At 42.4% G+C, this 4119-nt stretch carries 4 protein-coding genes; 2 read left to right on the forward strand and 2 right to left on the reverse strand.

Annotated elements, in window-relative coordinates:
- Window positions 1-200 precede the first annotated feature (200 nt).
- A complete protein-coding gene (locus RMY27_RS35385; RefSeq protein ID WP_322669458.1) occupies window positions 201-1472 on the reverse strand; it encodes a ribulose bisphosphate carboxylase small subunit in 1272 nt (423 codons plus the stop codon).
- 562 nt (window positions 1473-2034) lie between these two features.
- Window positions 2035-2295: a hypothetical protein gene (locus RMY27_RS35390; RefSeq protein ID WP_322669459.1), complete on the reverse strand. Its 261-nt coding sequence runs from the start codon at window positions 2293-2295 to the stop codon at window positions 2035-2037.
- Between the two features lie 39 nt (window positions 2296-2334).
- Between RMY27_RS35390 and RMY27_RS35395 the strand changes: the two genes are divergently transcribed.
- Both RMY27_RS35395 and trmFO read left to right on the forward strand, forming a co-directional pair.
- Window positions 2335-2541 carry a hypothetical protein gene (locus tag RMY27_RS35395; protein WP_322669460.1) on the forward strand — a complete coding sequence of 69 codons (207 nt, stop codon included), beginning with the start codon at window positions 2335-2337 and terminating at the stop codon, window positions 2539-2541.
- Between the two features lie 130 nt (window positions 2542-2671).
- Complete coding sequence (trmFO, locus tag RMY27_RS35400) at window positions 2672-3988, forward strand: FADH(2)-oxidizing methylenetetrahydrofolate--tRNA-(uracil(54)-C(5))-methyltransferase TrmFO (protein ID WP_322669461.1); 1317 nt, start codon at window positions 2672-2674, stop codon at window positions 3986-3988.
- The last annotated feature ends 131 nt before the right edge of the window (window positions 3989-4119 follow it).

The following is a 4119-nucleotide window of genomic DNA, read 5'->3' on the forward strand; positions in this document are numbered from 1 at the left end:
GGGAGGGGTAAAAAATATTTGATACATCAATCACGACTTTTCAAACATCCTCTAACAGCTAATTACTTGGACATGATATAAGCTAATAGAAAATAAAGCTTTTTTAAACCCGCGTGGGCGGGTTTAGTCTGTTTAGATGCAGTTTCTAACCGTCGATTGAACTTCCGAGTCTTAACTCCCGAATTCTGCTGCATCTGCTCCTAATTGTTTCCATTTGGACGCTGAATAATTGTCTCCACTACTCGCCGCTTGGCTTTGGGATCGATACCTACTAAGCGCACATACTCACCGCTATATTCTGACAAGGTTGCCTCTAAATTTGAGATGGCATCAGACTCGGCATCAATGTGGCTATGAACACAAGTTTGCCAAGAACCTGTGCGGAAGCGGCGCTCATCTACGTGTTCAATACTAATTTTGTAACCTTGAGACAATAATTGCCGAATCTGTTCTTGTGTCTCTAAAGTTAAATGGGCACTTGATGCTTGCTGTTTCTGGAATCCATTAGTTTTTACTTCTTTGGTTGCGCCATTTGACGGCTGACTAGTTGGTGTTACAACAGCAGGTGGTGTTGATTGAGAATTTCTACCTCGATTGAGTCGATTGTAATCATCAACCAAATGGGAACTTTCCACCCGTTTTTGTTCGCCAACCAGGAAGTTTCCAGACTCGATTAAGTGAGACAGCCTGAAATCTGGCTTTTTAAATTCTGGTGGGCCTTTAACGCTGTTAACTACACTCAAGGATATCTGCTCAAAACCCACTTTATGAATGTAGTTGCGGATTTGTTCGTCATAAATGCGCGATCGCAAAGCGCTAAAAAAGTCAATAGACTGATTGACAAAAGTATCAACTAGCTGTTCAACTTCTTTCTGTGACAGTCCATCCTGTTCAAAAATCCCCTTGACAATTCCCACCTTGTCATCTCTATCTGGTTCCCAGTAGAATTTCTCCATCCGTCCATCCCGAATTAACGGTGCATAGAGGGTAGAAAAATCATTACCTGTGACAATAATCGGCACACGATGTAAAGGTGTGGAATCATAGCTTCCCGGCAACTGCACATCTGTGGGATTATCAGCAATATTCATCAGTGTGGCATTCACCAACTGTGTGTTTACAGTATATTGAGTGCCTTCATCAAAGCGTCCAGCACCTGCATCTAAATCGTTAATCATCAGTACACACATTTTGCCGCGTACTTTAATCAGTTCTGCTGTTTCCCGATAGCGCAACCGAATCAACCGCGCTGGATCTCCCGCATCTGGACTTTCCAATTCGCCGCCAGATACGTGAGTTACTTCGATACCCATTTTCTCGAAGACTAATTGACATTGAAATGTTTTACCTTCTCCTTTGCGTCCATGAATACCCAATATCACGGGAACTCGCACGCCAGGAAGCTTCAGAAAGTTTTTGGTGATGTGGACAGCAAGTTTGTCCAAAAAGCGGGGAGCGATGTAGTAACCCATGAGTTTATGTGATGAAAAACTAACACTTATAAGGTTAATGTTAAGTTTTTTTTGGGGATAGCGATCGCTTTTCTTTCAGACAAGCTTGGGCTTGTTAATTTGTTCAGTTTATTAGACATCTTGCAAAAGTTATTTTTGCAAGAGCTTGGGGAAAGGTTAAAGGGTAGAAAAGGGAAAATTCCATGCCTTTACCTTTTACCCCTTCCCCCTTTCCCCACAATGCCATTAAATCAGTGAACAGTGAACAGTTATCATAGTTTCAGTCGGAGATTTGACCCCGACTGAAACACGCCATTTTTAGAAATGAGGAACTCTAACTCCCAAAGGAAAAATTAACTGATAACTGATAACTGATAACTGTTAAACACGCTCCCAAGCATGGAATCGTGAAAACTGCTGTTGTTTGGTAGTGGCAAAGATTTGATTACAATATCAAATGACTTTGATAAGCCATTAGAATAATTCCAAGATTACTTAGATTAACTTATTTTTTAGAATAAAGCGTGTTTTCAAACACGCTCCAGTATTACATATCGCTACAGTTAATGGAAATCGTTTGTATCTAGTACGTCTGACTAGCCAAAATGTCTTTCAAAGCAAGCAACGCCTCTTCTGTTAGTGTATTTGGGTTGTTAGGATCGTTAGGCAATATAATACCGCGCTTTGCAAGAGCAGCAATAATTTTAGGGTTTAGTAATACTGAATCAGGAGGCGTTACTCCACCGTATACACTTTTCAATTCCTGATCATCTGTTATTTCCTCAATAAACATAACTGGAGCTTGATTTAAATCGATGTTATATTTAATTTTGTTTTTAGTCATAAATCACGTCCTAATTACGCATTTTTAACTAGTTTTTGCATGCATACTGAATGTAACATCTGGAAAAATGAGAAATCAAGGATTTATACAAAACATCCTACTTTTCCTACTTTTTTGATTAATGCAATTAGGCAAGGGCTGGGGACGCGATCGCACTTCCTGACGGTGTGTCAGTTGGAAAATGTTCAGCCCAGCGTTGTCGGTGGCTTTTCATATTATGGCAAAATCGATTGTAAAAAACCTTGAACGTGTAGTCTCAACGTTACAATTGGCCCAATACTTTATTTACACTTGTTATGGTTTAACATCGCTTTTTATTTAATTTTACTTTTGTAATGCTGATGGATACTTATAATATGGGAATTCAAATTTAACTATGGAAACACAACCGATACAAGTAATTGGAGGTGGACTAGCTGGGACAGAAGCAGCTTGGCAAATAGCCCAAGCTGGAGTGCCAGTAATTCTGCATGAAATGCGTCCAAAGCGATTTAGCCCGGCTCATCATACAGAACATTTAGCAGAATTAGTGTGTAGTAATTCCTTTGGGGCAATGGCAAGCGATCGCGCGGCGGGATTATTGCACGAAGAATTACGCCAACTTGGTTCGATTGTCATCTCAAAAGCTGATGAACACGCCGTTCCGGCTGGCGGGGCACTAGCCGTAGACAGGGGACAATTTGGCCAAGATTTAACTGAAACTTTAGCGAGTCATCCTTTAGTTGAATTCCGTCGGGGTGAAGTGTCTGCGATTCCTGAAGGGATTGTGGTTTTGGCAACCGGGCCTTTAACCAGTCCCGACTTAGCAGAAGATTTGCAGCGCTTTACGGGGATGGAATATCTGAGCTTTTTTGATGCAGCTAGCCCGATTATCGTCGGAGAATCGATTAATCGTGACATTGCTTTTATGGCATCACGTTATGACAAAGGTGAAGCTGCTTATCTCAACTGCCCAATGAATAAAGAGCAGTACTTGCACTTTCGAGAAGAACTCTGTAAAGCTGAACAAACAGAACTCAAGGGTTTTGAACGAGAAACGGCGAAATTTTTTGAAGCTTGTTTACCCATAGAAGAACTAGCCCAGCGCGGGGAAGATACCATGCGTTACGGCCCCCTGAAGCCAGTGGGATTGTCAGATACTCGCACAGGGGAACGTCCTTATGCTGTGGTGCAGTTACGACAAGAAGATAAAGCTGGTCAACTGTGGAACATGGTAGGATTTCAAACTAATCTGCGTTGGGGTGAGCAAAAGCGAATCTTTCAGTTAATTCCCAGTTTAGAAAAAGCAGAGTTTGTCAGGCTGGGAGTAATGCACCGCAACACTTTTATTAATGCTCCCCAGTTAATGCATCCTACCTTGCAATTTAAAGAGCGTCCAACATTATTAGCCGCTGGACAATTGATTGGTACTGAAGGTTATACCGCTGCTGCTGCGGGTGGTTGCTTGGCAGGAATTAATGCCGCGCGATTAGCCTTGGGTAAAGAAGCTTTGGTTTTACCACCAACAACAATGATCGGTGCGTTATTAGAATTTATTAGTTCCGCTTCGCCAAAGCATTTCCAACCAATGCCACCTAACTTTGGGATTTTTCCCGATTTAGGAATGAAAATCAAAAGTAAACCAGAGCGTTATGGACGTTACCGCGATCGCTCTTTAGCTGATTTGGCAGCCTGGAAAGCTAATCGTAATTAATGGGCATTGGGCATTGAAAAGAGGTAGAGGGGCAGAGGGGCAGGGGGGCAGAGGGGATAAACTTACTGCAACTTCTCCCCTGCTCCCCTGCTCCCCTGCTCCCCTGCTCCCCTGCTCCCCTGCTCCCCTGC

Source organism: Nostoc sp. DedQUE09 (genome assembly GCF_034530915.1).
Taxonomy (GTDB): Bacteria; Cyanobacteriota; Cyanobacteriia; order Cyanobacteriales; family Nostocaceae; genus Nostoc.

Bases quoted from the DNA above. Each gene is read 5' to 3' on its own strand.
- RMY27_RS35385 (WP_322669458.1), bottom strand. From the start codon at position 1,472: ATGGGTTACTACATCGCTCCCCGCTTTTTGGACAAACTTGCTGTCCAC.
- RMY27_RS35390 (WP_322669459.1), bottom strand. From the start codon at position 2,295: ATGACTAAAAACAAAATTAAATATAACATCGATTTAAATCAAGCTCCA.
- trmFO (WP_322669461.1), top strand. From the start codon at position 2,672: ATGGAAACACAACCGATACAAGTAATTGGAGGTGGACTAGCTGGGACA.
- RMY27_RS35395 (WP_322669460.1), top strand. From the start codon at position 2,335: ATGCATACTGAATGTAACATCTGGAAAAATGAGAAATCAAGGATTTAT.